Genomic DNA, 26103 nt, shown 5'->3' on the forward strand with positions numbered 1-26103 from the left:
TTGCTCGCGCTCGCGATCGCCGCCGCCCTCGCGGGCAGCGGCAGCGTGCGCGCGGCGACCCCGGCGGGCGCCTATGCCAGCCTGGACCAGCATCCGGCGGCGATGGACGCGCTGCAGGAACAGCGGCTGTTCCTCGAGGTCTTCCACGGCGAGCGCCCGACCGGGCTGATCGCCGAGTTCCGCCTGCGCGACGGCAGCCTGGCGGCGACGCCGGCCGAGCTGGCCCAGATCGGTCTCGTGCTGCCGGCGGGGGTGTCCGCCGACGCGCGCGGCCTGGTGCCGCTGGACGCCCTGCCCGGCCTCGCCTGGCATTACGACGCCGCCGCGCAGCGCCTGCATCTGCGCATCCCAGCCGCGCTGCGCCCGCAGCAGGCCCTGGGCTACACACCGCCGCCGGCGGTGATGCCCGACCGCGCCCGCGGCTGGACGCTCGGCTACGACAGCTACCTGCACCGGCAGGCCGGCCAGCGCACCGCCGCGGTGTCGACCGCCTTCGCGGTCTTCGGCGACTGGGGCACCTTCGAACTCGAGGGCGTCACCCACTTCGGCGACGCCGTGGCCGGTGGCGAACGCGGCTTCCGCCGCCTCGGCAGCCGCTGGCGGCACAGCGACCCGCAGCGGCTGACGACCTGGACGGTCGGCGACCTCGACAGCGGCGGCCTCGGCTGGACCCGGCCGGTGCGCATGGCCGGCCTGCAGTGGCGGCGCAACTTCGCGACCCGCCCGGACCTGGTGACGACGCCGCTGCCGCAGTTCAGCGCCGACGCCACCCTGCCCTCGTCGGTCGAGCTGTACGTCAACAACGTGCGCCAGTTCGGCAGCGAGGTGCAGGACGGCCCCTTCGTGCTCGACGCGGTGCCGACGATCGGCGGTGCCGGCGTCGCCCAGCTGGTGGTCACCGACGCCCTCGGCCGCACCACCACGACCTCGGTACCGCTGTACGTCGACGCCCGCCGGCTCGCGGTCGGGCTGAGCGATTTCAGCATCGAGGCCGGCGTACTGCGCCGCGGCTGGGGCGCCGACGACGGCTACGGCGACATCCCGGCGGCGAGCGCGAGCTGGCGCCGCGGCGTGCGCGACCGGCTGACCGTCGAGGCGCATGCGGAGGCGACCCGTGGCCTGTGGCTCGGCGGCGCCGGCGCGGTCTGGTCGCCCGGCAACCGCTGGGGCCTCGTCACCGCCGCGCTCGCGCGCTCCGGCGGCGACCACAGCGGCTGGCAACGCAGCCTCGGCTACCAGTGGCATGCGCCGGCCTGGGGCCTCGACCTGGCGACGACCCGCCGCAGTAGCGGCTTCCGCGATCTCGGCGACGCCAGCGTGGTCGCCGGCGGCGCCCCGAGCTCGGCGCGTGCCGAGGATCGGGCGTCGGCGTGGACGAGCGGCGCGGCCGGCACCCTCGCCGCCAGCTGGATCCGCTACCGCGACCGCCGCGACCAGGTCACGACCGTGCGCAGCCTGTCGTGGTCGCGCCAGTTCGGCACCCGCGCCCACGTCGCCGCCTCGCTGTTCGCCAGCAACGGCGACGGCGGCGGCGGCCTGACCCTCAGCCTGCCGCTCGGCCGCGACCGCCACGCGACGATCGGCGTGCAGCGCGCCGGCGACGATTTCGACACGACCGCGACGTATCGCCGCAGCGCCCCCTACGAGGGCGGCTTCGGCTGGGGCGTGCTCGCCGGCGACCGCCATGGCGGCGAGGGCCGGGCGACGCTCGAGTACCGCGGCGACCGCATCGAGGCCAGCGCCGGCGTCGAACGCCTCGCCGGCCGGGACGGCGCGTTCGCGCAGGCGCGCGGCAGCGTGATCGGCCTCGGCGGCGGCGTGTATGCGGCACGCGCGCTGACCGACGCGTTCGCGGTGGTCGACGCGGGCGAGGCCGGGGTGCCGGTGCTGTACGAGAACCGCCTGTACGGCCACACCGGCGCCGACGGTCGCCTGCTGGTCACCGATCTGCGCGGCTGGCAGCGCAACCGGCTGGCGATCGATCCGGATGCGCTGCCGGCCAACTTCCGCGTCGGCGAGATCGAGCAGACCGCGGTACCGGTCGACCATGCCGGCGTCGTCGTCCGCTTCGAGGTCGAGCGGCGGGCGCCGGCGATCCTGCGCCTGCTCGGACGCGACGGCGCGCCGGTGCCCGCCGGCACCCGCGTCGCCGCCGGCGGGCGATCGCTGATCGTCGGCTTCGACGGCGAAGCCTTCCTCGAGTCCGCCGCCGCGGATACGGTGCTCGAGGGCCGGCTCGACGGCGGCCGCTGCCGCTGGACCGTCGCCGCGGTCGAGCTGCGTGCCGACGGCGCGCCGGCCCGGCCGCCGCCGCTCGCCTGCCACTGGAGTGCGCCATGAAGCCCCTGCTGCGTCTTTTCGCCGTGCTCGCCCTGCTGGCCTTCGCGCCGCTGGCGGCGGCGCAATCCTGTTCGATCGATACCCAGTCGCTGCAGTTCGGCGTGCAGCAGGGGCTGCCGACCGGCCAGATCGACATGACCACGACCATCGTCGTGTCGTGCCCGCGCGGCATCGGCGCGATCATCACCGGCTACAACGTCTGCGTGTCGATCGACGCCGGCAGCGGCAGCGGCAGCACGGTCGCCGACCGCCGGATGTCGCTCGCCAGTCCGGCCGGCAGCTTCCGCTACCAGCTGTACACCGACGGCGCCCATTCGCAGGTGTTCGGCAACACCGCGGCGACCGGCGTCAACGTCACCTTCCCGTGGCTGGACGGCACTCCGAGCCGGTCGATCGTCGTGCACGGGCGCGTACCGGCGAACCAGAACGGCCAGGCGGTCGGTACCTACACCTCGCAGCTGACGGTGACGATGTACGAACAGGGCGCCCTGTTCGGCACGCCGGCGAGCTGCGGCAATGCGCCGGCGGCGACGCGCACCTTCCAGGCCAGCCTGCAGCTGCAGCCCTCCTGCACGATCACCGCACAGCCGCTGGACTTCGGCGTCTACTCGCCGACGGCCGCGCGCGACGGTGCGACGAACCTGTCGGTGACCTGCACCCGCAACGGCGCGTGGTCGCTCGCCCTCGACGGCGGCAGCGTCGCCGGCGACGTCAACAACCGGCGCATGCGCCTCGGCGCCGGGCCGGCGACGATCAACTACCAGCTCTACAGCAACGCGGCGCGTACCAGCGTCTGGGGCGCCGCGGCGATCTGTCCGCCCGGGGTGAGCTGCCTGGGGACTGGCGCCGCGCAGTCGGTGCCGGTCTACGGCCGGGTGCCGGCGGGCCAGGGGGCGAAGGCGTCGGGGACCTACGTCGACACGGTGACGGCGACGGTGACGTATTGAGGGATGGCTCCCGGGGGTGGGGCATCGCGCCTGATGGCGCTCCTACAGGAGGGCCGAGGGAGGTGTCGGGGGAGGTGTCGAGGGGGGCGGCGGCGGTGCGGACGGCGGTTCCGGGCGGCGCCAGAGCCAGGTGCCGACGACCAGCATGACCGTGCTGCCGGTCGCGGCCATCCAGACTTTCGGCGCGGTCAGGAACATCAGCGCCGCACACAGCAGCATCGACACCGTCGCCGCCCACTTCGCCCGCCGGCTCACCGCGCCGCTGGCCTGCCAGTCGCGGATCATCGGCCCGAACAGCCGGTGCGCGAGCAGCCAGCGGTGCAGGCGCGCCGAGCCGCGGGCGGCGGCGTAGGCGGCGAGCAGCACGAACGGGGTCGTCGGCAGCCCCGGCAGCACGATCCCTACCACCCCGAGCGCGAGCGCGAGCCAGGCCACCAGCAGCCACAACAGCCGCACCGGCGCGCTCGCCATCGTCGTCAGCCGGCGTCCGCGCCTTCGACCAGGGTCTCGTCGCCGGCGCGGTCCTCGCCGGAACGCCCGGCGACCCCGGCCAGCGCGTCGCGCAGCGTGCGCTTGCGCATGCGCGCGTGCAGGCGGTCGCGGCGGCGGGCGAGTTCACGCGCCAGGCGCACGCGGTCCTCGGGGTCGGCGGCCTCGGGCTGGGCGTCGCGCGCGGTGCAGAACTCGCCGTAGGCGGTCATCACGTGGCGGATCCGCTTCATCAGCAGCTCGAGCATGATCGCGTCGTCGAGCAGGCCGATCACCGCGACGTCGTCGGGGATCAGGTCCTCCGGATCGCTGAAGTAGGCGAGCAGGCGCAGCACCTCGGCGCGCTCGACCTGCGGCAGCGCCCAGGCCTCGTCCTCCAGCATCGCCAGCAGGTGCTCGACCTCGAGGATGCGGCGGCGGATGTAGCCGGGCGCGCTGAGGATCGGCAGCGTTTCCAGCGCATGCCGCGCGGCGTCGACGATGTCGTGCTCGTCGGCGCAGGCCACCCGCTGCTCCGCCCGCGCCAGCGCCTCATGGAAGCGCTCGATGTCGTCGGGTTCGAGCTCGAAGCTGATCTTCATGGCTGCATGGTAATGCCTCGGCCGACGGTCGGCACCGCGACGCAGGGGGCGCATTTGCGCGGGTCCGGGACGGGGGTCCGGGCGCGCGGTCCTGGCCCGCCGTCGAGGTTTCGCCGGGTTTGCGGACGAGCGCCTTGCGCAGCGATCGTGGCCTACACCGCATCCCGGTCTACCGATCCGTGCGCGCGCTCGCCTGAGCGCGTCGGCCGGGTCCGCGGTGACCGGAGCGCAATACCGCGCCTGCGGTGCGTCTCTGATTCCTGGGTATCGACGAAGTGACGCGGAGCCATCGCCGCCGACCCCTTCGCGGTTCCTGCGCCGCCATGCGGGATGCGACGGTCGCGCCGCGAAACGCCGTCGATACCCGGCATCCAGAGACGCGCCGCAGGCGCGTGTCGCGCTCAGGTCACCGCGCTCCGACCGACGCGCTCAGGCGAGCGCGCGCCCGGATCGGTAAACCGGTGCAGGTGAAAGCCGCCGGTCGCCACACCGGCGGTTCGTCCGCAGACCCCGGCCATTACGCCGGTAACGCCCCTCGCGCGCTGACGTACCGGGTTCCGGAGCGTACGCGTAGCCGCCACGGCGGTGCCGCGCCGCAGGGGTGCGCTTCTGCCGACATAAGATGCTCCACGGAGGCAGAAGCGCACCCCTGTGGCGCGGTACCGACCGGCGCCCGGGCGTCAAGGTGAACCCGCGGTTCAGGACGGCGGGCGCGGGACGTCGGATGCGGCTACAATCGCCGCGTTTGCTGCACGGCTGACCGTTTTCCCCCGGTTGCCCGCCTACCGCCGGCTCCCCCGAGCCGCGGCCACGGCCCACTCCGCACGACTTTCGCTGCGCAAACCGGCGGACCAGCCTGGTCCCTCGCCAACATGCGGTACCACCCACAGCGCGGTTTCAGGGAACGCTCCGGGTGACTCAACGGAGCTCCACCATGTCCTTCGAAACCCTCGGGCTCGCGCCCGAGCTCGTCCGCGCGCTGGGCGAAATCGGCTACACCTCCCCGACCCCGATCCAGGCGGAAGCGATTCCGCTGGTGCTGGCCGGCCACGACCTGATGGGCGGCGCCCAGACCGGCACCGGCAAGACCGCCGCCTTCGCGCTGCCGCTGCTGCAGAAGATCGCCGCCGGCACGACGTCGGCGCGTGGCCCGCGCAAGCCGCGCGCGCTGGTGCTGACCCCGACCCGCGAGCTGGCGGTGCAGGTGCACGACAGCCTGCGCGCCTACGGCAAGCACCTGAAGTTCAACAGCACCACCGTCTACGGCGGCGCCGGCATGCAGCCGCAGGTGGACGCGCTGCGTCGCGGCGTCGACATCCTGATCGCCTGCCCGGGCCGCCTGCTCGACCACATGCAGCAGCGCAGCGTCGACCTGTCGCAGGTCGAGATGCTGGTGCTCGACGAAGCCGACCGCATGCTCGACATGGGCTTCCTGCCCTCGATCCGCCGCATCCTCGACAGGCTGCCGAAGCAGCGCCAGACGCTGCTGTTCTCGGCGACGTTCGAGGACGACATCCGCAAGCTGGCGCTGGATTTCCTGCGCGAGCCGAAGGAAGTGCAGGTCGCCGTGCGCAATGCGGTCGCGGCCAGCGTCACCCACGTGATGCACCCGGTCGACGGCAGCCGCAAGCGCGACCTGCTGGTCGACCTGCTCAGCCAGCGCTGGCAGGACCAGATCCTGGTGTTCGGCCGCACCAAGCACGGCTGCAACCGCCTGGCCGAGCAGATCGGCAAGGCCGGCATCAGCGCGGTCGCGATCCACGGCAACAAGAGCCAGGCGCAGCGGCTGAAGGCGCTGCGCGACTTCAAGTCGGGCGATGCGCGCGTGCTCGTCGCCACCGACGTCGCCGCCCGCGGCCTCGACATCCCGTTGCTGCCGCTGGTGATCAACTACGACCTGCCGATGGTCGCCGAGGACTACATCCACCGCATCGGCCGCACCGGCCGCGCCGGCGCCAGCGGCGAAGCGATCTCGCTGGTAGAGGCCGACCAGGCGCCGCTGCTGCGGCAGATCCAGCGCCTGCTGAAGACCGAGGTGGCGCTGGTGGAGGTCGACGGCTACGCGCCGACACGGCCGATCCGCATGGGCAACGACGGCCCGTCCGGCGGTCGTGCGGCCGGCAACGGCGCCCCGCGCCGCGGCCAGGGCCAGCCGCGTGGCAACGGCGGTCATGGCGGCAATGGTGGCAACGCCGGCAACGGCGGCAACGGCGAGCGCAGCGGCCGGCCGGCGCAGCGGCACGCGCGTCGCCCGCATGCCGGCAACGGCGGCGGTCATGCCCACGCCGGTCCGAAGGCGCACGGCGGTGGCCAGCGCGACGGCGGCAACCGCGGTGGCGAGCGCAACGGCACCCGCTGACCGCGCAATCCGGTTCGCGGATCTGATCGCGGAAAAAAAGAGCCCGCCTTTCGGCGGGCCGGGAAAAAACGATCCGATGACCCGCTGGCGGGGCGCTACAGCGCCTCGCCACCGAACTTGTGCGTGTACTGCAGATAGAAAGTGCGGCCCTCGGTGTCGAACCACGAGATGTCGTAGTACGGGTACGAGGTATAGGTCGGGTCGGCCGGCGGCATCGCGTCGAACAGGTTGACCACCGTCAGCGTCAGCCGCGCGTGGTCGCTGAAGCGGAAGCCGAGCGTCGCGTTGTAGCGGTAGGTCGCCGGGATCGTCGGACCCGGGTCGCCGTCCTCCCACACCTCGTCGTAGGACCAGCCGTTCGGCAGGCTGCCGAGACGGCGGCCCTGGATCGACGCGCTCCAGCCCTGGCGTTCCCACGACAGCCGCAGGCTCGCCTTGCTGCGCGGAATGTCGTAACCGCTGTTGACCGCGAACATGTCGACGATCGCCTCGTCCGGGTACTCCTGGATCTGGTGCTCGCGCACCCAGGTATAGCCGGCGGCGACGCGGAACAGGCCGAAGCGGGTGTCCCAGCGCAGATTGGCGGTGACGTCGACGCCCTCGGTGTTCTCGCGGGCGATGTTGATCGGGTTCACGTGCACGCCGTAGATCGCCCCGGTCGGCGTGCGGGTGATCCGCGCGAGCATCTGCTGGCAGGTGTCGGAGCCCGGATCGACGCCGTTGACGCCGAGGCGGCAGTCGCGCTCCCAGCGCATCACCTCGTTGGCGCGCAGGTCCTGCACCTGGTCGCGCATGTCGATGCTGAACCAGTCCAGCGACAGGTCCACCCACTCCGCCGGCGACCACACGAAACCGGCCGTCCACGAATCGCTGGTCTCCGGCTCGAGGTCGCGGTTGCCGACGCGGCTCCGGATGATGCCCTCGTCGCCCCAGCTGCAGTCGTCGTAGTCCTCGCCCGGCTCCTGGGTGTCGCAGCGGTAGTAGTCGGTGACCGAGGTCTCGTCGTTGCCCGGACCGGTGAACACGTAATGCAGGTCCGGCGCGCGGAACGCGGTGCCGTAGGAACCGCGCACGAGCACGCTGTCGACCGGCCGCCACTCGACACCGGCACTCCAGGTGAAGCGGTTCGGATCGTTGCCGGCGAATCGGTACTGGTCGAAACGCCCGGCGAGGCTCAGGTTCAAGGTCTCCAGCACCGGCATGCGCAGCTCGCCGGCGAGCGCCCAGCGGTTGCGGCTGCCCTTACCGTCGGAATCCTTCCAGCTGTAGTAGTAGTACTGCGTCGCCAGCGGATCGGGCTTCAGGTCGTAGGACTGATGACCGAGTTCGGCGGTCGCGGCGAAGCCGGCGGCGCCGCCCTGCAGTTCGAACAGCGCGGCGTTGGTCAGCGTGAACGACAGCGTCTGCGTCTCGGACTGCGGGTGGTAGGTGGTGCGGGCGAAGATGCTTTCGTACTCGGCGCGGGTCAGCGGCGTGTACATGCGGTCGTAGGGCGCGTCGTAGATCGGGTAGCCGTCGGCGTCGTAGCCGAGTAACGGGCCCAGGAACAGGTCGTTCGCCGCCGAAGCGACGATCTGCGGCCAGCTGATCTCGGCGCGGTACTGCGAATGGCTCAGCGCCGCCTCGAAGTCCCAGGCCTCGCCGAGCGTGCCGGAGAAGCCGGTGGTGATGCCGAAGGTCTTCTGCACCGTCTCGACCATGCCGTTGCGCAGCCCGCCCATCTCCTCGACGGTGAACTGCCGCTGCCAGTATTCGAGCTGGTCGGTATTGCGGTTGTAGAAGTAATCCCACTCGACGCCGTCGGGGGTCATCAGCGCCCAGCTGCGCGGCGCCCGGAACAGCTTCACCTCGTGCCGGCCGGCCTGCACGTCGGCGAACCAGCGCAGGCCGTCGCCGAGGTCGTAGCCCATCGACATGAACAGGTTCACGCCGTCGCGTTCGCTCTTCATCGTGCGGTAGGCGACCGCGCGGTCGCTGCCGCAGTAGTAGCCGTAATTGCGGCGGTAGGCGTAGTGCATCGAACCTTCGTTGAGCTGCGACAGGCCGTCGCAGGTCGCCTCGCCCGGATCGATGTAGTCGTCCCACCAGTCGGTGATCAGGAAGTTGCGCGGCGGGTAGCCGTAACGGTCGGGATTCGGCGCGTCGTAGCTGGAATCCTGCTGCTCGCGCTGGTAGCCCCAGAGCGGATCCTGGCGGCGGTATTCCAGGCCGGCGACGAAGTCGAAGCGGTCGGTGCCGAAACCACCGCTGAGGTTGAGCTGGTGCGATTCGCCGTCGCCCTCGCCGGTGACGCCGTAGCGGTAGTCGACCATCGCACCGTCGGCGCGACGCTTCAGGATCACGTTGACGACGCCGGAGATGGCATCCGAGCCGTAGATCGCCGAGGCGCTGCCGGTCAGTACCTCGATGCGCTCGATCATGCCCAGCGGCAGGCTGGAAATGTCGGTGAAATTGCTGCGGCCGCCGAAGGGCAGCGGGAAGTCGGCGATGCGGCGGCCGTTGACCAGCACCAGCGTGTGATTCGGACCGAGCGCGCGCAGGTCGACCTGCTGCGCACCCGGCGAGAAGTCGGCGCCGCCGGCGGACTGCTGGCTCTGCGTCTCGCCGCCGTTCTGGGTCAGTGCCTGCAGCACGTCGGGCACGCTGGTGAAACCACCGGCCTGGATGTCGGCGGCGGTCATCACGGTGATCGGCGCCGGGCCCTCGACCTGCGCGCGCGGAATGCGCGATCCGGTCACCTGCAGCGTTTCCAGCGTCGTCGGTTCCTCCTCCGGCGGCGGCGCCGGCGCGGGGGTCGGCGCGGGGGCGGCGCGCGGCGGCGCCGGCGCGGCGGCCGGGGCGGCTTCGCGCACGATCACCACGGCGCCACCGTCGCCGCGGCGGGCGCGGAAACCGCTGCCCTGCAGCAGCGCATCGAGGGCCTGGTCGGGACTCAGGTTGCCGTGCACGCCCGCGGTCTGGACGCCGCGCAGCTGGTCGGCCGGATAGACGACCTGGGTGCCGGACTGCCGAGACAGTGCGTCGAGCGCACCGGCGAGGCTGCCGGCCGGAATGTCGAAAGCCTGCGCCGGCAGTTCCTGCGCCTGCACGGACAGCGCGGCGGAACAGGCCAGGCTCAACAGCAGAAGTCGGAACGGCGAACGCATGATCTCCCCCGGTGGCGCACGCGACGGCGCCTTCAGAAAGCGGGGACGAACGAGACCGGCGAATCCCCTAGCGGCAGTGCGGATCGCCGGCGGTGTACAGGACGATCCGCTCCGGGGCACGGGCGGCGCAGACCGGGAAACCGGCCTCGAGCAGCCCCACGAAGCTGTCCAGTTGGTCCCAGCGGAAGCTGCCGCCGATGCGTAGCGCGCCGGCGGCGGCGTCGCCGATCTCGAGCCGCCGCGCGTTGTAGCGGTTGAATTCGTCGGCGGCGGCGGCCAGCGCGCTGTCCTGGAACACCAGGAAGCCGTTGCGCCAGTCGACCAGGCGCGCGACCTCGGCCAGCGGCTGCGAGCGCACCAGCACGCCGCCGCCGCCGGTGGTGGCGACGCTGCCGGCCGGCAGCAGCAGGCCCTCGCCGGGATCGCTGCCGGCGGCGACCAGGCGCACGGTGCCCTCGGTGACGACGATGCGGATGCCGTCGTCCTGCCGGCGCACCGAGAACGCGGTGCCGACCGCGATCACCTCGTGGCTGCCGGCGGCGACGACGAAGGGCCGGTCCGGCGCCTTCGCGACCTCGAAAAAGCCTTCGCCGCGGGCGAGCGCGATGCGCCGCTCGGCGCGGTCGAGACGCACGCTGATGTGGCTGTCGGTGCCGAGGGTCGCGCGCGAGCCGTCGGACAGGGCGACGGTTTCGATGCGCCCGAGGCCGCTGCGGAAATCGGCTTCCTCGACCGGCCCGCGCCAGCGGTCGCCGAACACGCCCACAGCGAGCGCCAGCAGCGCCGCGGCGGCCGCGGCCGCCGGCAGCCGCCAGCGGCGCCGGCGCGGTGCCGGCGCACGCACGCGCAGCGGCGCCGCGGCGGCCCAGTCGGCGGCCGGCAGTGGCGGTCGCAGCGCCTTCAGCCGCACCGTTTCGTCCCACGCCGCCTGCAGACGCAGGAAGGCGACCCGGTGCGCGGGCTCGGCACCGAGCCAGGCCTCCAGCGCTGCCTCGTCGGCCGCCTGCCAGCCTTCGCCGTCGCGCCGCGCCAGCCAGTCGGCGGCGGCGCGCTCAGCCCGCGTGCCCGCGTCCATCGCGTTCCCCGCGGGCCGCCGCCACGGCGCTGCCGACCTCGTCGCCACCGGCGCCGAGGAGGCCTTCCGCCATCAGTCGCATGCCCTTCGCCAGATGCTTCTCCACCGTCTTCTCGCTGATCCCGAGCCTGGCCGCGACCTGCTTCTGCGACAGATCCTCGACGCGGCGCAGCCACACCACCTCGCGGCAGCGTGGCGGCAACCGGTCGAGCGCCTCGGACAGCCGGCGCAGGCCCTGGCGGGCGCCGCACCAGTGTTCCGGCGACAGCCCGTCCACCATCAAGACGCTCAGCGACTCGAAATCACCCATCGTCTCGATCGACACGACGCGACTGCGGCGGATGCGGTCGGCGATCAGGTTGCGCGCGGTGGCGAACAGGAAGGCCTTCGGCTGCTCGGGCAGCGCCTTGCCGGCGGCCTCGTAGACGCGCACGTAGATCTCCTGGCGCAGGTCGGCGAGTTCGTCGCGCTGCGGCCAGCAGCGGCGCAGCACGTGCATCAGCAGCGCCTCGTGGACGAGGATCTCGCGGACGAACCAGGCATCGAGCGCGGCGGGCATCGGCGCAGCGTAGCCGAGGCGGGCGCGCCGCGGGTGGGGGAAGATGGTCGTACGTTCGTCCAGTTCCATGAACACACCGAAGGAGTGCGGCATGACGTTTCCCTGGCTGCGGGCCCTGGCCCTGAGCTTCGCCCTGCTCGCCCCGGCGGCGTCGGCCGCGGACCTCGTCCGCCACACCATCGGCGACCTCGACGCGGCGACGCCCGGCGAGGTGCGGCCGGGCCTGCTGCTGATGGGCGGTGGCGACCGCAACCAGGATGCGCTGCGCTGGTTCTTCGAACGCGCCGGCCACGGCCACCTCGTCGTGCTGCGCGCATCCCAGGGCGGCGAGATCGGGGTCGAGTTCCACGACGAGGTCGGCGGCGTCGCCTCGGTCGAGACCTTCGTGTTCGGCAGCCGCGATGCCGCCACCGATCCGGCGGTGCTGCGCGCGCTGGGTCGCGCCGACGGCATCTTCATCGCCGGCGGCGACCAGTCGAACTACGTGCGCTACTGGAAGGACACCCCGGTCGCCGCGGCGCTCGACGCGCATGTGCGCGCCGGCAAGCCGCTCGGCGGCACCAGCGCCGGGCTGGCGATGCTCGGCGAGTTCCTCTACGGGGCGATGGACGGCGGTAGCCAGACCAGCCCGCCGGCGCTGGCGGATCCGCTCGGCGCCGCCAACACGATCGAGCGCGATTTCCTGCACATCGACCTGCTGAAGGGCGTGCTCACCGACACCCACTTCCGTGAGCGCAACCGCCTCGGCCGGCTGATCGCCTTCGTCGCCAAGGCGGAAACGCTGGCCGGTCCGGGGCGCACGCTGATCGGCCTCGGCGTCGACGAGGACGCCGCGGTCGGCGTCGAGGGCGACGGCCGCGCGCGGGTGTTCGCGGCCGCACCGGGCGCCGGCGCCTGGGTCGTGCACGGCGGCTTCCCGCGCGGGCAGCGCGAGGACGAGCCTATGCAGCTCGGACGCGTCGAGGTGGTCGGCGCCGGTGTCGGCTCGACCCTGCGCCTGCCGTCCGGCGAGGTCGAAGCCCCGCAGTTCCGCCGCGAGTACGCGGTGCGCGACGGCGTGCTGGTCGCGCTGCACCAGCCGCTGCTGGTGATCCACGGCGGTGCCGGCGTCGAACGCGCCGGCCTGTCGGCGGAAGAGGAAGCGGCCGCGCGGGCGGCGCTGGCGGACGCCCTGCGCGCCGGCCATCGCGCGCTGATGGACGGCAAGCCGGCGCTCGACGCCGTCACCGCCGCGATCACCGTGCTCGAGGACGCGCCGCAGTTCAACGCCGGCCGCGGCGCGGTGTTCACCCACGACGGCCGCAACGAACTCGATGCTTCGCTGATGGACGGCCGCAGCGGCCGCGCCGGCGCCGTCGCCGGGGTCGGCCGCGTGCGCAATCCGATCCTCGCCGCGCGGGCGGTGATGGAGCGCTCGCCGCACGTGATGATGGTCGGCGCCGGCGCCGAGACCTTCGCCGGCGAACAGGGTCTCGAACTCGTCGACCCGGCGTACTTCCGCACCGACAAGCGCTGGCAGCAGCTGCAGCGCGCGCTCGAGGAAGAGGCGCGCGCGGCGGAGGCGCAGGCAGTCCTGGAGCTGCCGGCCACCGCCTGGTTCGGCACCGTCGGCGCGCTGGCGCTGGACGCCGACGGCCACCTCGCCGCCGGCACCTCCACCGGCGGCATGACCAACAAGCGCTACGGCCGTGTCGGCGACTCGCCGGTGATCGGCGCCGGTACCTGGGCCGACGCGCGTTGCGCGGTTTCCGGCACCGGCTGGGGCGAGTACTACATCCGCGCCGCCGCCGCCCACGACATCTGCGCCCGCGTGCGCTACCGCGGCGACCGCCTGCAGCGCGCCGCCGACGACGTGATCAACGCGGCGATTCCGGCGGCCGGTGGCGACGGCGGCGCGATCGCGCTCGGCGCCGACGGCAGCGTCGCCTTCCCGTTCAATACCGAGGGCATGTACCGCGGCTGGATCGGCGCGGACGGGGTGCCGCATGTGGCGGTGTTTCGCGGCGAGGAACTCGCGGAGCCTTGAGTTGGTGCAGTCGCCAGGAGCGGGGGGATCAGATCCAGACGTCGTTCGGCGCGGTCATCGCGCCGCCGGCGTCGCCGGTGTTCACCACGCCGCGCGGCTCGACCAGCATGATCGCGCACTCGCCGTGCGCGACCGGCCGGTGCTCGACACCCTTCGGCACCACGTACATCTGCCCGGCCTTCAGCGGCACCGCGTGGTCGCGGAACTCCAGCACCAGTTCGCCGTCGAGGATGATGAACACCTCGTCGGTATCCTCATGCGCATGCCAGACGAACTCGCCCTGCACCTTCGCGAGCTTGAACTGGTAGTCGTTCATCTCGGCGACGACGCGCGGCGACCAGTGCTCGTGGATGCGCAGCAGCTTTTCCTTCAGGTCGATCGCAGCGGCAGTCGTGATCTCGTGCACGGTGAGTCCTCGGGGTCGGCGTCAGCCGCGACAGCTTCGGGGCCGCCGGCGGGGCGGCACCACTACCCTTCGTCACCCTCGGCGCCGAATTGGCCGGCACGACCCGCGTCGTCGACGCCAGATATTTCCCGGGCAGGTGCCGGGCGCACCGGGCACGGCAGCCGAACTACGCTTTCCGCGTCACCGCCAGCCCCGCCCCCGCGAGCAGCAGGCCGACCGCCACCGCCTGCGTCCAGTGCGGCGCGCCGCGGCCGAAGGCCAGCAGCCAGCCGGTCGACAGCACCGGCGCCGCGTAGCCGAGGGCGCCGAGCACGGCGATGTCGCCGCGCTTGGTGCCGACGTCCCACAGTCCGAAGGCGATGCCGGTCGGGCCGAGGCCGATCGCGATGATCGCCAGCCACTGCCCGGCCGTCGGGGCCACCCAGGTTTCGAACAGCGCATGCGCGAGCCCGCCGATCACGGCGACCGCCAGGCAACTGCCGGCCATCGCCGTCACCGGCACCGCCGCGAAACGGCCGTTGAGCACCGAGTACAGCGACCAGACCAGGGCGGCGCCGATCGCCGCGGCATAGCCGAGCGCGTGCCGCTCCTCCAGCGCGAAGGCCTGGCCGCGGCTGACCAGCAGCACCGCGGCGGCGAGCCCGAGCGCGGTGCCCAGCCACTGCCCCGCCCGCACCCGCTGGCCGCCGATCAGCGCGGCGAACACCACGATCAACAGCGGCCAGAGGTAGTTCAGCAGGTTGGCCTCGACCGCCGGGGCATGCTTCAGCGCCGTGAAGTAGAGCGCGTGGTAGCCCGCCAGCGCGGCGATCGTCAGGGTCGCCGCCGCCGCAGGCTGGCGCAGTGCCCCGGCCCCCGGCCCGCCCGGGCGCAGCAGCCAGCCGACGCCGGCGATACCGGCGATCCCGAAACCGAGGGCGAGCAGTTGGAACGGCGGGATGCCGGCCGTTGCGGTGGTCAGCACCGCCAGCGTCGACCACAACAGCACGGCGGCGAAGCCCGCCAGGGTCGCCCGGGAACCGGGGATCATCGCGATGCGGTCAGAACGGCTTGGCGAGGACCAGCCAGACCAGCGGGATCAGCAGCAGCAGCGGGATCTCGTTGAACCAGCGCAGCGTCGTCGGCGACGGCAACGCGCCGCCGGCGGCCGCGCGCTTCAACCAGCGCCCGGTGACGATGAAATAGACCAGCAGCAGGACGACCAGGCCCAGCTTGGCGTGGATCCACTTCATGTCGCCGACCAGGTTCGGCAGCCACGCCGGCAGCAGCCGCCAGCCCAGCCACAGCGCCGCCCCGAGCAGTACCGCGACACCGAACATGTGGTGGCCGAAGCGGTACAGCCGCCGCCCCATCAGTGCCAGCCGCGCCTGCACCTCCGGCTGCCCGGTGCTCTCCGCGAGGTTCACGAGGATCCGCGGCAGGTAGAACACCGTCGCCATCCAGGCGATCACGAAGACCAGGTGGAACGTCTTTACCCAGAGATAGGCCATGGCTGCAGGAACAAAGGATACGGGGACGTAGGAGCGGCTTCAGCCGCGATCCCACCCCGCAAAGGGTACCCGACTCCCGCATCCGCCATCCCCCTGCGCGAGCGCCCCCCGCCGTCGGCGGGGGCTCACTCGATCCTCGTTCCTCGTTCCTCGTTCCTCGCTCCAGGCGGCGCATTCAGCCAGCCGGCGCTAGAATGCAACCCCTTCGCGCTCCTCCGTGGTCCGATTCCGGCATGCGACGAAGCTCCCAGACCCGACCGGATTCCCGATGAACGACACCTCGCCCGAAGCGCCGAGCGCGCCGCTGCTTTTCCGTGATCTCGCGCTCGGCGAGCCGCTGCTGAAGGCCCTGGCCGACGTCGGCTACGAGGCCCCCTCGCCGATCCAGGCCCAGACCATCCCGCACCTGCTGGCCGGCCGCGACGTGCTCGGCCAGGCCCAGACCGGCACCGGCAAGACCGCCGCGTTCGCGCTGCCGGTCCTCGCCCGCATCGACCCGGCACAGAATTCGCCGCAGGCGCTGGTGCTCTGCCCGACCCGCGAACTCGGCATCCAGGTCGCCGAGGCGTTCCAGAAGTACGCGGCACACATGCCGGGCTTCCGGGTGCTGCCGATCTACGGCGGCCAGAGTTACGGCCCGCAGCTTCAGGCCCTGCGCCGCGGCGCGCACGTGGTCGTCGGCACTCCGGGCCGGATCATCGACCACCTCGACAAGGGTTCGCTGGACCTGTCGCAGCTCAAGACCCTCGTGCTCGACGAGGCCGACGAGATGCTGCGGATGGGCTTCATCGACGACGTCGAAGCGATCCTGAAGAAGATGCCGGAGCAGCGGCAGACGGCGCTGTTCTCGGCGACGATGCCGCATGCGATCCGACGCATCGCCCAGACCTACCTGCGCGAGCCGCAGGAAGTGACGATCGCCGCGAAGACGCGCACCGCCGAGAACATCGAGCAGCGCTACTGGGAAGTCAGCGGCCTGCACAAGCTCGACGCGCTGACCCGCATCCTCGAGGCCGAGCCCTTCGACGCGATGATCGTGTTCGCGCGCACCAAACAGATGACCGACGAGCTCGCCGAGAAACTGCAGGCGCGCGGTTTCGCCGCCGCCGCGATCAACGGCGACGTCGTGCAGGCGCAGCGCGAGCGCACGATCCAGCAGCTCAAGGACGGCAAGATCGACATCCTGGTGGCGACCGACGTCGCCGCCCGCGGCCTCGACGTCGACCGCATCAGCCACGTGCTGAATTACGACGTGCCCTACGACACCGAGAGCTATGTCCACCGCATCGGTCGCACCGGCCGCGCCGGCCGCAGCGGCCAGGCCATCCTGTTCATCGCCCCGCGCGAGCGCAGCATGCTGCGGGCGATCGAGCGCGCCACCCGGCAGCCGATCGCAGCGATGGAGCTGCCGACCGTCGCCGCCGTCAACGACGTGCGCATCGCCAAGTTCAAGCAGCAGATCAGCGACACCCTCGCCCGTGACGACCTGGCGCCCTTCCGCGCCCTGGTCGAGACCTACGAGCAGGAAATGAACGTCCCGGCGATCGAGATCGCCGCCGCGCTCGCGCGCATGGCCCGCGGCGACGTGCCGCTGCTGCTCGAGCCGCCGAAGGTCGAACCGCGCAAGCCGCGCGTCGACCGCGACCTGCTCGCCGCCAGCGACCGCTACGCCGATCGGCCGGCCCGCTTCGACAAGGGCCCGCGCCCGGAACGTGCCCGCCCGGACTTCGCGAAGAAGGTGCGGGTACCGCGCGCGCCGGATGCCGGCAAGACCACCTTCCGCATCGAAGTCGGTTACCAGGACGGCGTGAAGCCCGGCAACATCGTCGGCGCGATCGCCAACGAAGCCGGCCTGGAGGCGAAGCACATCGGCCGCATCGAGATCTTCGACGACCACAGCCTGATCGACCTGCCCGACGGCATGCCGGTCGACGTGATGCAGCACCTGAAGGGCGTCTGGTGCGCCGGCCGCCAGCTGCGCATCACCCGCGACGGCGAGACCCCGGACGCACCGCCGGCGCGGCGGCCGGTGCCGCCGTTCAAGGGGCCGCGGAAGGCGCATCGCAAGGGAAAGCCGTAGTAACGAGTCGAGAGTAACGAGTGAAGAGTGACGACCCGCGCCTTCGGCACGGGCGCGCTTCGCGCGAGTGACAAGATCGCGCCGAGACCGCTCTTACTCGTTACTCGTTACTCTTCGCTCGCTTCTCGCTTTCCGCCGGCGCCACAGCCCCCGGACCACGAGGAACAGGATCCAGCCGGCGACCGCGAACGGCAGCAGGGCCACTGCGATCGTGATCAGCACGGCGGTGCTGGCGTCGAGGATGTCGACCGCTTCGTGCAGGGCGTCGCCGATCTCGGAGGTCTCGAGGGTGACGCCGTCGGTACGGAAGTTCAGGGTCAGCAGGTTGGTGCGGATGCGCCGCTGCTGCATCGCGGCCTCCTGTTCGGCGTATTGCAGCTCGGCCTCGATCTGCGCGAGCTGGCCGCTCAGCGACACCAGGGCGTCGGCGGCGAGGTCGTCGCGGTCGAGGTATTCGAGCAGCCGCGCGTGCTGCTTCTCGAGGCGGCTGCGGCGCAGGCCGTTGTCGCGCACCGCATCGGCCAGGTCCTCGGCGCTGGTCGACCGCGCCGCCAGCTCGCCACCCTCGGCGGCCAGCGCGACCAGCGGCTGGATCGCCTCCGGCACCGCGCGCACGCGCAGGTTGCCCGAGGGATGGTCCCCGGCCTGCTGCGATTCGCCGAGCACGGTGCAGTCGCCGAAGCGGCGCTGCATGCAGGCCTCGCGCACCGCGTCGACGCGGGCGCCGATCTGGGCGGCGTCGACCCGGATGGTGGCGTCGTGGCTGTAGGCGAGGAAGCTGCCTTCGGCATTCGTCTGGCCGACGAAGCCGTCGGCGCCGCGCTCCCGCCCGCCTTCCGCCACCGGCGCCGACGCGGGCGCTCCGGCCTGGTCGACCTTGTGGCATCCCCCGACCGCCAGCACCAGGGCCAGGGTCCACACCATCGTCCGCATCGTCGCCATGCCGCGCCTCCTGTCGATCGCAGGGTATCGGAACGCCCGACCGCCGCGAACGGGGTTGGTTCCCGGCGACGGTATCATCGCCATCCCTTTCCATGGACTTTGGCATGGCCGGCGAAGACATCGACGTGCTGGTGATCGGTGGCGGCGCCGCCGGCCTGATGTGCGCGCTGACCGCCGGCGCCCGCGGCCGCCGCGTGCGGGTGATCGAACACGCCAACCGCTGTGGCAAGAAGATCCTGATGTCGGGCGGCGGCCGCTGCAATTTCACCAACACCGGCACCACGCCGGCGAATTTCCTGTCGGCCAATCCGCATTTCTGCAAGTCGGCGCTGGCGCGTTACCGCCCCGACGACTTCATCGCGATGGTCGATGCGCACCGCATCGGCTGGCACGAGAAGGAACTCGGGCAGCTCTTCTGCGACGAGTCCTCGAAGCGGATCGTCGCGATGCTGCTCGAGGAGAACCGGCGCGCCGGCGTGCGCATTCACACCGCGACCGCGGTCGCCGGCATCGACGCGCTGCCCGGCGGCGGCTTCCGCGTGCACAGCGAGCCCAGCCATGCCGGCGGCAGCCGCGGCGAAGGCATCGCCGCGACCTTCGACGCCGCAGCGCTGGTGGTGGCCACCGGCGGCCTGTCGATCCCGAGCCTCGGCGCCACCGGCTTCGGCTACGAGCTCGCGCGCCGCTTCGGGCACACGCTCGTGCCGACCCGCGCCGGACTGGTGCCGCTGACGCTGTCCGGGAAACACCAGGAGCACTACGCCGACCTCGCCGGCGTCGCCGTGCACGTGTCGGCCCGCTGCGGCAAGGCGCGTTTCGACAACGCGATGCTGGTGACCCACCGCGGCCTCAGCGGCCCGGCGATCCTGCAGATCTCGAACTACTGGGAGCCCGGTCGCGAGCTCTGGCTGGACCTGCTGCCGGAGCTCGACGCCGAGGCGTGGCTGCTGCATCGCCAGCAGGAACATCCCGACGCGCTGCTGCAGACCGCGCTCGCCGACGTGTTCCCGAAACGCTTCGCGCAGCGCCTGTGCGACCAGTGGTTCGGCAACCGGCCGCTGCGCCAGTACACGCACCGGCAGCTGCCGGAGATCGCCGCGAAACTCGCGCACTGGCCGATCACCGCCAGCGGCACCGAGGGCTACCGCACCGCCGAAGTCACCCTCGGCGGCGTCGATACCCGCGAGATCTCGTCGAGCACGATGGCGTCGAAGAAACAGCCGGGCCTGTACTTCGTCGGCGAAGTCCTCGACGTCACCGGCTGGCTCGGCGGCTACAACTTCCAGTGGGCCTGGGCCAGCGGCCGCGCGGCGGGCGAGGCGGTCTAACTCCCACGCCCCCCTGTAGGAGCGGCTTCAGCCGCGATACCAGGAACGAGCGGAGAGTAACGAGTAACGAGTGAAAGCCCGCGCCTCCGGCGCGGACGCGCTGCGCTCGAGTGGAGAGATAGTGGGTGCGCCGCGCCCTTCGCGCGCAGCGCGCGTGTCCACTCGTTACTCGCTGCTCTCCACTCGTTACTCGATCGGCTCGTCGAGCAACAGCTGCCGCGCATACCGCACCGGCGGTGCGCCGTAGGACAGCATGCGGTCGTGGAAGTCCTTCAGGTCGAAGGCGGCGCCCCACTTCGCCTCGGCGGCGCGGCGGGCGTCGAAGTGTTCCTGGGCACCGACGAAGTAGGTCGCGAGCTGGGTCGACGACAGCTGCGCCCGCACCCACTTGCCCTCGGCTTCGCTGGCCTGCTGGAAGGTCTGGCGGACCATCAGGTCCATCGCCTGTTCCTTCGTCCAGCCCTCGACGTGCACGCCCTGGTCCAGGATCGCGTTGGCGACGGCGCGCGCGTAGAACTTCAGCTGCATCAGGCGGAACAGCGGGTCGTTGTCGAGGTAGCCGGCGTCGGCGACCATGCGCTCGGTGTAGACCGCCCAGCCCTCGGCGAACGGGCCGGAACGCAGCACCGCGCGCAGCACCGACGGATGGTTCGCCGAATGCGCGCCCTCGAGGTAATGCCCCGGCATCGCCTCGTGGATCGTCAGCACGTGGATCAGGAACTTGTTGTACTCGCGCAGGAAGGAGTCGACCTGTTCCTGCGTCCATTCCTCCGGGATCGGCGAGATCGCGTAGTAGGTGTCGAGCCCCTTGTCGAGCGGGCCCGGCGAATCGCAGTAGGCGACCGAGAACCCGCGCTGGAACTCCGGCATCAGGATGATCTGCACCGGCGCGTCCGGCACCGTCACCAGGTCCTTCTCGCGCACGAAGGCGGTGGCGACCTCCAGCGTGTGCCGGGCGAAATCGACGACCTCGTCGCGCGCCGGCCGCTCGGCGTAGGCCAGTTCCAGCGCCGCTTCGATCGCCGCCTGCTGCTGGTCGGCATCCGGCGTGTCCGGCGTCGGCGGCGCGCCCTCGCGGCCGGCGAGCACGCTGCGCGCGACCAGGTACATCTCGTCGCGCACGCGCGCGAGTTCGGCGGTCGCCCGGTCGCGGATCTCCTGCCGCGACAGCGACGAGTTCAGCGCGAAGCGCAGCTGCTGGTCGTACTTCTCGGCACCGATGCGGAAATCGCCCTTCGCGTTCGGCACCAGGGTGGCGTCGATCCAGGCCTGGTGCTCGTCCAGCGCCGTGCGCAGCGCAGCCATCGCCGCGTCGAGGCGCGCGCGTTCCTCGCCCTGCAGCTGGTCCGCCGCCGGGATGATGAACTGCTCGAGCAGACCGGCGACGCCGGCGTTCTGCCGCGAATAGGTCTGCGCATGCGTCGGCGGCACCCGTGCCGGCTCGAGGTTGGCGCGCGCCTGCGCCAGCAGCGCCGGAATCGCCTCCATGCGCGCGGTCGCCGAACGCAGGCGATCCGGCATGGGCGCGAATTCGCGCGCCATCAGCGAGTAGATCGCGCCGCCGGCCAGGCCGCTGTAGACCTGCGGGTCCCAGGCCCAGCGCTGCATCACTTCCTCGTCCCAGATGCCGTATTCGAGCTGGTTGCGCAGGATCGCGGCGTCGACCTGGTTCTCGCGCGACAGCGTCGCGACGTCGATCGCGTCGAGGTCGGCGAGCAGCGAGCGCGCGGTCGCCAGGCTCTTCGCGCGGCCCTCGGCACTCATGTCGTCGACGAGATGATCGTGCCGGTGCTCGCCGATGCCGGTCGCCGAGACCGGGCTCATCGCCAGCAGGTCGTCGAGCGCGCGCTGCGACAGCGCCGCGAAGGCCGCATCGGCGGCCGACTGTGCGGGCGCGGCGGCGGCCGCGTCGGCCGCCGGGGCGGCGGCGCCGGTGGATGCAGGGTCGCCGCAGGCGGCGAGCGCGAGGACGAGGGCGAGGACGAGCGGCGTGCGACGCATGGCGGGTTTCCCGGATTCAGAACGCCGGGACTATAGGCCGATCGCGCCGGAGCCGCCCCTGCCGGTTGGCCGTACGGACCAGTATGGTAGAGTCGCCGGCGAACTTCCGGAGCCCGTCATGCCCAGCTATTCCGCCCCGTTGCGCGACATGTCCTTCGTCCTGTTCGACCTGCTCGACGTCGAGCGCGAGCTGGCCGCGCTGCCGCGACACGCTGGCCTCGACCGCGCCACGATCGAGGCGGTGCTGGCCGAGGCGGCGCGTTTCGCCAGCGAGGTGATCCAGCCGCTGAACCTGATCGGCGACCGCGAAGGCTGCACCTGGCACGGCGACGGCGTGGTCACCGCACCGCCCGGCTTCCGGGAGGCCTACCGCCAGTTCGTCGAGGCGGGCTGGCCGGCGCTGTCCTGCAGCGAGGAATTCGGCGGCCAGGGGCTGCCGCTGGTGGTCAACAACCGCTGCTACGAGATGTGGAACTCGGCCAACCAGGCCTGGCTGATGTACGCCGGCCTGTCGCACAGCGCCTACGAATGCCTGGTGGCCTTCGGCACCGACGAACAGAAGGCGACCTACCTGCCGAAGATCGTCTCCGGCGAGTGGACCGGCACGATGTGCCTGACCGAGGCCCACTGCGGCACCGACCTCGGCCTGCTGAAGACGAAGGCCGAACCGCGCGGCGACGGCAGCTACGCGATCACCGGCAGCAAGATCTTCATCAGCGCCGGCGAGCACGACCTCGCCGACAACATCCTGCACATGGTGCTGGCGCGGCTTCCGGACGCGCCGGCGGGCACGAAGGGCATCTCGCTGTTCCTCGTCCCGAAGTTCCTGCCGGACGCCGACGGCCGGCCGGGCGTGCGCAACACCCTGCAGGCCGGGTCGATCGAACACAAGATGGGCATCCACGGCAATGCCACCTGCGTGATGAACTTCGACGGCGCCACCGGCTGGCCGGTCGGCGAGCCGCACAAGGGCCTGGCGGCGATGTTCGTGATGATGAATTCGGCGCGCCTCGGCGTCGGCATGCAGTCGCTGGGCCAGGCCGAAGTCGCGTACCAGAACGCCGCGGCCTACGCGAAGGACCGCCTGCAGGGCCGCGCGGCCGCCGGCGCGCAGCGTCCGGAGAAGCCGGCCGACCCGATCATCGTCCACCCCGACGTGCGGCGCATGCTGCTGACCGCGCGCGCCTACGTCGAAGGCGGGCGCGCGCTCGCCGCCTGGGTCGCGCTGCTGATCGACCGCGAGCACGGGCATCCGGATCCGGCGGTGCGCGCGGAATCGGCGGAGCTGGTCGCCTTCCTGACGCCGATCGTCAAGGCCTTCCTGACCGACAACGGCTGGGAGACGACGACGCTGTGCCAGCAGGTGCTCGGCGGCCACGGCTACATCGGCGAATGGGGCATGGACCAGTTCGTGCGCGACGCCCGCATCAACATGATCTACGAGGGCACCAACGGCATCCAGGCGCTCGACCTGCTCGGCCGCAAGGTGCTCGCCGACCGCGGCGCGAAGTTCGCCGTGTTCGCCCGTCACGTCGAGACCTTCCTGCAGGAGAACGCGGCCCGCGAGGACCTGCGCGAGTTCACCGGGCCGCTGGCGACGCTGCTCGCCGACACCGTCGCGCTGACCCGCGAGCTCGGTGCCCGCGTGCCGCAGGATGCGAACGAGCTCGGCGCCGCGGCGGTGCCCTACCTGCGCATCTGCGGCCACCTCGCCTTCGCCTGGCTGTGGGCGCGGATGGCGGCGATCGCGATCGACCGCCAGGACGACGCCTTCCACGCCGCCAAGCTCGCGACGGCCCGCTTCCACTTCGCGTGGCTGCTGCCGGAGACGGCGCAGCGATTCGCGGAAGCGCGCGCCGGTGCGGCGGTGCTGATGGCGCTGCCCGAAGACGCCTTCTGATCCCCGCCCCCTCCTGTAGGAGCGGCTTCAGCCGCGATGCTCTTCCTGCGGGTCGGTGGGAGGAAGAGAGCATCGCGGCTGAAGCCGCTCCTACGGTGGGGGGGCGCGCTTGAAGAGCGCGTCCCAGCCGGCGCGCCCGAGTCGGCGCAACGTCTCGATGTTGGCCTCGTAGATGCGTTCCGCCTCCGGGAACGCGGCGACCGCGCGATCGACGCTGTCCTCGCGCAGCAGGTGCAGGGTCGGATACGGCGAGCGGTTGCTGAAGTTGGCGATGTCGTCCTCGCCCTCGCTGTCGGCGAAGCGGTAGTGCGGGTGGAAGCTGGCGACCTGCAGCACGCCGTCGAGCCCGAGTTCCTCGACGGCCGCATCGGCGAGATCGAGGAAGTCGTTGTAGTCGAGGAAATCGCCCAGTACCTCCGGGTGGATCAGCAGCGTCGTCTCGATGTCGCCCGGGTCGGCGGCGGCGAGCAGCTGCAGTTCGTGCAGCAGGTCGGCCAGCAGTGCCTCGACGTCGCCGGCATGACTGACCACGTAGCGGATCTGCCGTTTGACGTGCACCGCCTTCGCGAAGGGGCACAGGTTCAGGCCGATCACCGCCTTCTCGAGCCAGACGCGGGTCGCCGCGACGACGTGGGCGTCGGTATCCCCGGGAGCGGGGGTGGACGACGGATGCCGGGGCATGGCGACCTCCTGCCGGTGGATCCGGTGCGGGTCCGGAAGTCTGCCACGCGCCGCGGCGACGTGTTCAAATGGCGACGTCACGTTCAGGGGGAAGTGGCGATGCGCGAGTCCTTGCTTGCCGGGAAGCTCACCTTGCTGGTGTTCGCTTTCGCGGTGCTGTTCCTGATCTTCGGCTTCACCACCTGGCGCACCCTCGAAGAGGTGCGGGTCAAAGGCCCGATCTACACGGAGATCATCCTCGGCGAGGATCTGATCGCCGACGTACTGCCGCCGCCGGCCTACATCATCGAGTCCTATCTGCTCGCCCTGCAGATGGCCGACGAGACCGACGCGACCAAGATCTCCAAGCTCGTCGACCGCGGCGACACGCTGCGCCAGCAGTTCGAGGCGCGGCAGGCCTTCTGGGACCGCACGCTTCCGGAGAGCGAGTTGCGCGACAACATGGTCGGCCTCGCCAATCGCCACGCCCAGGACTTCTTCCGCCTGCGCGAGGAGCAGTTCGTGCCGGCCATCCGCGCCGGCGACCAGGAACGCGCGCGCCGGGCGCTGGCGCAGATGGGCGCGGCCTACGAGAAGCATCGCCTGGCGGTCGACCGCGTCGTCGAGATCTCGACCGCGAACAACATCGCCTACGAGGCCTCCGCCGAGAACGTCGTCGCGACCCGCACGCGCACGTTGCTGTTCCTCGGCACCGCGATCCTGCTGGTCGTCACCTTCATGGCCCTGTACGCGCACCGCTCGGCGCGCACGCTGTCGAGCCGCATCCAGCTCGCCGCCGGCATCGCCCACCAGGTCGCTTCCGGTGACCTCGCGACCGAGGTGCCGACCACCGACGGCCGCGACGAGGCCGGCCAGCTGCTCAACGCGATCGCCGGCATGACCCGCAGCCTGCGCGCCCTGGTCACCCGCGCCAAGCAGGCCTCGATCGAGCTGATGAGCACGGCGACCGAGTTCGCCGCGACCAGCCGCCAGCAGGAAGCGACGGTGCAGAGCTTCGGCGCCTCGACCAGCGAGATCGCCGCCGCGGTCAAGCAGATCAGCGCGACCAGCCAGGAACTGATGTCGACGATGGACGGCGTCAACACCGTCGCCGGCCAGACCGCCACCCTCGCCGAGGAAGGCCAGGCCGGCCTGCGCAACCTCGACACGACGATGGAGCGCATGGCCCAGGCCGCGAACACCATGGCCGCCCGCCTCGCCGCGATCCGCGAGGAAGCCGCCGAGATCACCGGTGTCGTCACCACGATCTCGAAGGTCGCCGACCAGACCAACCTGCTGTCGATCAACGCCGCGATCGAGGCCGAGAAGGCCGGCGAGCAGGGCCTGGGCTTCCTGGTGCTGGCGCGCGAGATCCGCCGCCTCGCCGACCAGACCGCGGTGGCGACGCTCGACATCGAGCAGATGGTGAAGCAGATGCAGGGCGCGGTTTCTGCCGGTGTGATGGAGATCGACCGCTTCGCCGAGGAAGTGCGCAGCGGCGTCGGCAATGTCGCCCGTGTCGGCGGCCAGTTCGGCCAGATCATCGGCCAGGTCAAGACGCTGTCGGAACGCTTCGACGCGGTGAACCACGGCATGAAGAGCCAGAGCCAGGGCGCCCGCCAGATCGGCGACGCGATGGGCCAGCTGATCGAGGGCGCACGCCAGACCTCGGTGTCGCTGCGCGAGTTCAACAGCGCCACCGAGAGCCTGCGCGACGCGGTCTCCGTGCTGAAACAGGAGATCGCCCAGTTCAACGTCGGCGGCAACTGAGCCG

General features: G+C 71.7%; 19 protein-coding genes and 1 pseudogene. 9 read left to right on the forward strand and 11 right to left on the reverse strand.

The features are described from left to right. A complete protein-coding gene (locus K311_RS17190) occupies positions 1 to 2340 on the forward strand; it encodes a fimbria/pilus outer membrane usher protein (RefSeq protein ID WP_051240193.1) in 2340 nt (779 codons plus the stop codon). Continuing rightward, on the forward strand, positions 2337 to 3287 hold the full coding sequence (locus K311_RS17900; protein WP_026817831.1) for a Csu type fimbrial protein: 951 nt from the start codon (positions 2337 to 2339) through the stop codon (positions 3285 to 3287). Before K311_RS17190 ends, K311_RS17900 begins: the two co-directional genes overlap by 4 nt. A 42-nt stretch (positions 3288 to 3329) precedes the next feature. Here the strand turns inward: K311_RS17900 and K311_RS17200 are convergent, their stop codons facing one another. Together K311_RS17200 and K311_RS0114140 are read right to left on the reverse strand one after the other, a co-directional pair. Next, the gene (locus tag K311_RS17200) at positions 3330 to 3758 is read right to left on the reverse strand and encodes a YbaN family protein (protein WP_051240194.1); all 429 of its coding nucleotides are present in this window, start codon (positions 3756 to 3758) and stop codon (positions 3330 to 3332) included. Between the two features lie 5 nt (positions 3759 to 3763). Further along, positions 3764 to 4357 carry a YkvA family protein gene (locus K311_RS0114140; protein ID WP_026817832.1) on the reverse strand — a complete coding sequence of 198 codons (594 nt, stop codon included), beginning with the start codon at positions 4355 to 4357 and terminating at the stop codon, positions 3764 to 3766. 934 nt (positions 4358 to 5291) lie between these two features. Between K311_RS0114140 and K311_RS0114145 the strand changes: the two genes are divergently transcribed. Next, a complete protein-coding gene (locus tag K311_RS0114145; protein ID WP_026817833.1) occupies positions 5292 to 6716 on the forward strand; it encodes a DEAD/DEAH box helicase in 1425 nt (474 codons plus the stop codon). 95 nt (positions 6717 to 6811) lie between these two features. Here K311_RS0114145 and K311_RS0114150 read toward each other — a convergent pair whose 3' ends face one another. The 3 genes from K311_RS0114150 to K311_RS0114160 form a co-directional block, all read right to left on the reverse strand. Continuing rightward, positions 6812 to 9862, reverse strand: a complete 3051-nt coding sequence (locus K311_RS0114150; RefSeq protein ID WP_026817834.1) for a TonB-dependent receptor — start codon at positions 9860 to 9862, stop codon at positions 6812 to 6814. A gap of 67 nt (positions 9863 to 9929) precedes the next feature. Then, the gene (locus K311_RS0114155; RefSeq protein ID WP_026817835.1) at positions 9930 to 10937 is read right to left on the reverse strand and encodes a FecR family protein; all 1008 of its coding nucleotides are present in this window, start codon (positions 10935 to 10937) and stop codon (positions 9930 to 9932) included. Then, complete coding sequence (locus K311_RS0114160) at positions 10915 to 11589, reverse strand: RNA polymerase sigma factor (protein WP_245570672.1); 675 nt, start codon at positions 11587 to 11589, stop codon at positions 10915 to 10917. Before K311_RS0114160 ends, K311_RS0114155 begins: the two co-directional genes overlap by 23 nt. A gap of 139 nt (positions 11590 to 11728) precedes the next feature. On the opposite strand from K311_RS0114160, the pseudogene K311_RS18985 reads away from it, so the two are divergent. Then, positions 11729 to 12337: pseudogene (locus tag K311_RS18985) on the forward strand (cyanophycinase); the annotation flags it as partial. Between the two features lie 204 nt (positions 12338 to 12541). Next, positions 12542 to 13522, forward strand: coding sequence for an isoaspartyl peptidase/L-asparaginase family protein (locus K311_RS18990; RefSeq protein ID WP_425476589.1), 981 nt, complete (start codon positions 12542 to 12544; stop codon positions 13520 to 13522). A 28-nt stretch (positions 13523 to 13550) separates the two neighbouring features. On the opposite strand, the gene K311_RS0114170 is transcribed toward K311_RS18990, so the two are convergent. From K311_RS0114170 to K311_RS0114180, 3 genes are all read right to left on the reverse strand, one after another. Further along, a complete protein-coding gene (locus tag K311_RS0114170; protein ID WP_026817838.1) occupies positions 13551 to 13928 on the reverse strand; it encodes a cupin domain-containing protein in 378 nt (125 codons plus the stop codon). Positions 13929 to 14094: 166 nt separating this feature from the next. After that, positions 14095 to 14958, reverse strand: a complete 864-nt coding sequence (locus K311_RS0114175; protein WP_026817839.1) for a DMT family transporter — start codon at positions 14956 to 14958, stop codon at positions 14095 to 14097. 10 nt (positions 14959 to 14968) lie between these two features. Beyond that, positions 14969 to 15418 carry a CopD family protein gene (locus tag K311_RS0114180; protein ID WP_026817840.1) on the reverse strand — a complete coding sequence of 150 codons (450 nt, stop codon included), beginning with the start codon at positions 15416 to 15418 and terminating at the stop codon, positions 14969 to 14971. Positions 15419 to 15686: 268 nt separating this feature from the next. On the opposite strand from K311_RS0114180, the gene K311_RS17205 reads away from it, so the two are divergent. Beyond that, complete coding sequence (locus K311_RS17205) at positions 15687 to 17498, forward strand: DEAD/DEAH box helicase (RefSeq protein WP_051240195.1); 1812 nt, start codon at positions 15687 to 15689, stop codon at positions 17496 to 17498. A 93-nt stretch (positions 17499 to 17591) separates the two neighbouring features. On the opposite strand, the gene K311_RS0114190 is transcribed toward K311_RS17205, so the two are convergent. After that, positions 17592 to 18440, reverse strand: coding sequence for a DUF4349 domain-containing protein (locus K311_RS0114190; protein WP_161627324.1), 849 nt, complete (start codon positions 18438 to 18440; stop codon positions 17592 to 17594). Positions 18441 to 18544: 104 nt separating this feature from the next. On the opposite strand from K311_RS0114190, the gene K311_RS0114195 reads away from it, so the two are divergent. Next, on the forward strand, positions 18545 to 19768 hold the full coding sequence (locus K311_RS0114195; protein ID WP_211223672.1) for a BaiN/RdsA family NAD(P)/FAD-dependent oxidoreductase: 1224 nt from the start codon (positions 18545 to 18547) through the stop codon (positions 19766 to 19768). A 186-nt stretch (positions 19769 to 19954) separates the two neighbouring features. Here K311_RS0114195 and K311_RS0114200 read toward each other — a convergent pair whose 3' ends face one another. Further along, positions 19955 to 21769: a DUF885 domain-containing protein gene (locus K311_RS0114200; protein ID WP_026817843.1), complete on the reverse strand. Its 1815-nt coding sequence runs from the start codon at positions 21767 to 21769 to the stop codon at positions 19955 to 19957. Between the two features lie 118 nt (positions 21770 to 21887). Between K311_RS0114200 and K311_RS0114205 the strand changes: the two genes are divergently transcribed. Further along, the gene (locus K311_RS0114205; protein WP_026817844.1) at positions 21888 to 23669 is read left to right on the forward strand and encodes an acyl-CoA dehydrogenase C-terminal domain-containing protein; all 1782 of its coding nucleotides are present in this window, start codon (positions 21888 to 21890) and stop codon (positions 23667 to 23669) included. A 90-nt stretch (positions 23670 to 23759) separates the two neighbouring features. Here K311_RS0114205 and K311_RS0114210 read toward each other — a convergent pair whose 3' ends face one another. Then, positions 23760 to 24350, reverse strand: coding sequence for a DUF1415 domain-containing protein (locus tag K311_RS0114210; RefSeq protein WP_026817890.1), 591 nt, complete (start codon positions 24348 to 24350; stop codon positions 23760 to 23762). Between the two features lie 99 nt (positions 24351 to 24449). On the opposite strand from K311_RS0114210, the gene K311_RS17905 reads away from it, so the two are divergent. After that, positions 24450 to 26099: a methyl-accepting chemotaxis protein gene (locus K311_RS17905; protein WP_051240196.1), complete on the forward strand. Its 1650-nt coding sequence runs from the start codon at positions 24450 to 24452 to the stop codon at positions 26097 to 26099. The last annotated feature ends 4 nt before the right edge of the window (positions 26100 to 26103 follow it).

Source organism: Arenimonas composti TR7-09 = DSM 18010 (genome assembly GCF_000426365.1).
In the GTDB taxonomy this organism is placed as follows: Bacteria; Pseudomonadota; Gammaproteobacteria; order Xanthomonadales; family Xanthomonadaceae; genus Arenimonas; species Arenimonas composti.

Coding starts and splice junctions, on each gene's coding strand:
- K311_RS0114145 (WP_026817833.1), top strand. CDS start 5,292: ATGTCCTTCGAAACCCTCGGGCTCGCGCCCGAGCTCGTCCGCGCGCTG.
- K311_RS0114150 (WP_026817834.1), bottom strand. CDS start 9,862: ATGCGTTCGCCGTTCCGACTTCTGCTGTTGAGCCTGGCCTGTTCCGCC.
- K311_RS0114175 (WP_026817839.1), bottom strand. CDS start 14,958: ATGATCCCCGGTTCCCGGGCGACCCTGGCGGGCTTCGCCGCCGTGCTG.
- K311_RS0114190 (WP_161627324.1), bottom strand. CDS start 18,440: ATGGCGACGATGCGGACGATGGTGTGGACCCTGGCCCTGGTGCTGGCG.
- K311_RS17905 (WP_051240196.1), top strand. CDS start 24,450: ATGCGCGAGTCCTTGCTTGCCGGGAAGCTCACCTTGCTGGTGTTCGCT.
- K311_RS0114195 (WP_211223672.1), top strand. CDS start 18,545: ATGGCCGGCGAAGACATCGACGTGCTGGTGATCGGTGGCGGCGCCGCC.
- K311_RS0114205 (WP_026817844.1), top strand. CDS start 21,888: ATGCCCAGCTATTCCGCCCCGTTGCGCGACATGTCCTTCGTCCTGTTC.
- K311_RS0114155 (WP_026817835.1), bottom strand. CDS start 10,937: ATGGACGCGGGCACGCGGGCTGAGCGCGCCGCCGCCGACTGGCTGGCG.
- K311_RS17200 (WP_051240194.1), bottom strand. CDS start 3,758: ATGGCGAGCGCGCCGGTGCGGCTGTTGTGGCTGCTGGTGGCCTGGCTC.
- K311_RS0114180 (WP_026817840.1), bottom strand. CDS start 15,418: ATGGCCTATCTCTGGGTAAAGACGTTCCACCTGGTCTTCGTGATCGCC.
- K311_RS0114140 (WP_026817832.1), bottom strand. CDS start 4,357: ATGAAGATCAGCTTCGAGCTCGAACCCGACGACATCGAGCGCTTCCAT.
- K311_RS17900 (WP_026817831.1), top strand. CDS start 2,337: ATGAAGCCCCTGCTGCGTCTTTTCGCCGTGCTCGCCCTGCTGGCCTTC.
- K311_RS0114160 (WP_245570672.1), bottom strand. CDS start 11,589: ATGCCGCACTCCTTCGGTGTGTTCATGGAACTGGACGAACGTACGACC.
- K311_RS0114210 (WP_026817890.1), bottom strand. CDS start 24,350: ATGCCCCGGCATCCGTCGTCCACCCCCGCTCCCGGGGATACCGACGCC.
- K311_RS17205 (WP_051240195.1), top strand. CDS start 15,687: ATGAACGACACCTCGCCCGAAGCGCCGAGCGCGCCGCTGCTTTTCCGT.
- K311_RS0114200 (WP_026817843.1), bottom strand. CDS start 21,769: ATGCGTCGCACGCCGCTCGTCCTCGCCCTCGTCCTCGCGCTCGCCGCC.